At 46.8% G+C, this 1211-nt stretch carries 1 protein-coding gene; it reads right to left on the bottom strand.

The genetic code is table 11. The features are described from left to right. Positions 1 to 1211, bottom strand: a 1211-nt coding sequence (locus tag ACWHAR_RS22190) for a molybdopterin-dependent oxidoreductase (protein WP_452087843.1), incomplete at both ends; no start/stop codon positions are given.

A 1211-nucleotide genomic window follows, 5' to 3' on the forward strand; every position in this document is an offset into this window, starting at 1 on the left:
GCTGTCCGATTTCGCTTCACCCTGCGGCTCCACAAGCTTCTTCCCGTACTGAACATAATGATGATACATACTGGAATAGTAGATATCTTCTTCTTCAAAAACAGTGGCAGTCGGCAAAACATAATCACACAGCTCTGCGGTATCCGTCATAATGGAATCAATCGCGACCGTCATGGGAACCTTTTCAAATGCTTGTCTCACCTTATTTGTATTCGGCACCTGAGTCAGCGGATTTCCGCACGTCACAATAATCATCTCAATCGCAGGATCAGCAGCGGTCAACACTTCTTCAGCCTGTGTCATCATTGAAAAAGAACGGGATGTTGTTTTTAATTCCGGCAGCGTCAGCTTTGTTTTTGCAAAGCTCTCACCAATCTGGACATTTCCGAAATTCGCGCCGCCGCCCTTAATTCCGACATTTCCGCTTGCCGCAACGAGTGCATCAATCCAACGAATCGTTCCCCCGCCGTTTTTATAACGCTGCATGCCAAGCCCCATAAAAGTAGACACCGGACCATCAGCATACAAAGCGGCCAGATACTCCAGGTCCTCCATAGAAGTTTCTGTTTTCACAATAAACTCTTCCAGAGAAACGGTCTTCAAAAGCTCTTTCACATCATCAAAACCGACAGAGTGCTCAGAAATAAACGTTTCATCCGTTCTTCCCGTCTCAATCAGAACTTTCAAAACGGCTGCCGCAAGCCAGCCGTCCATTCCTGGCTTTACAGAGATATAGCGATCGGCAAGCTTGGCAGTCGGATTGAAGATCGGATCAATCACCGTAATTGTGGCGCCCTTCTTTTTCACCTGCTGCAAGTGGTGGTATAAGTGCATATTTGTTCTGGATACATTTCTTCCCCACACAACAACATGCTTGCTGTTGTAAATATCAAGCGGTCCGTGACCGTACGAACGGCCAAAATCCCAGCTTTGCGCCTCGATACCGGAGCCCCAGCATATGCTTCCGACGATTTCGGTCACGCCGCCATATCCATTAAAAAAACGCTGATCAAGCGCTTTTAACAGACCGTTATTCGCATAATCATGGCTGTGCAAAACAGCAGTCGTCTCCGACGTTTCCTTGATTTCCCGAAGTTTATCGGCAATTTCATCAAGTGCCTGCTCCCAAGAAATCCGCACAAACTCGCCATTTTGTTTTTTCATTGGATAGCGAAGCCGATCAGGCGAATTTGTTTTTGTCTCAAGCATTC

Source organism: Bacillus sp. LR--39 (genome assembly GCF_053613335.1).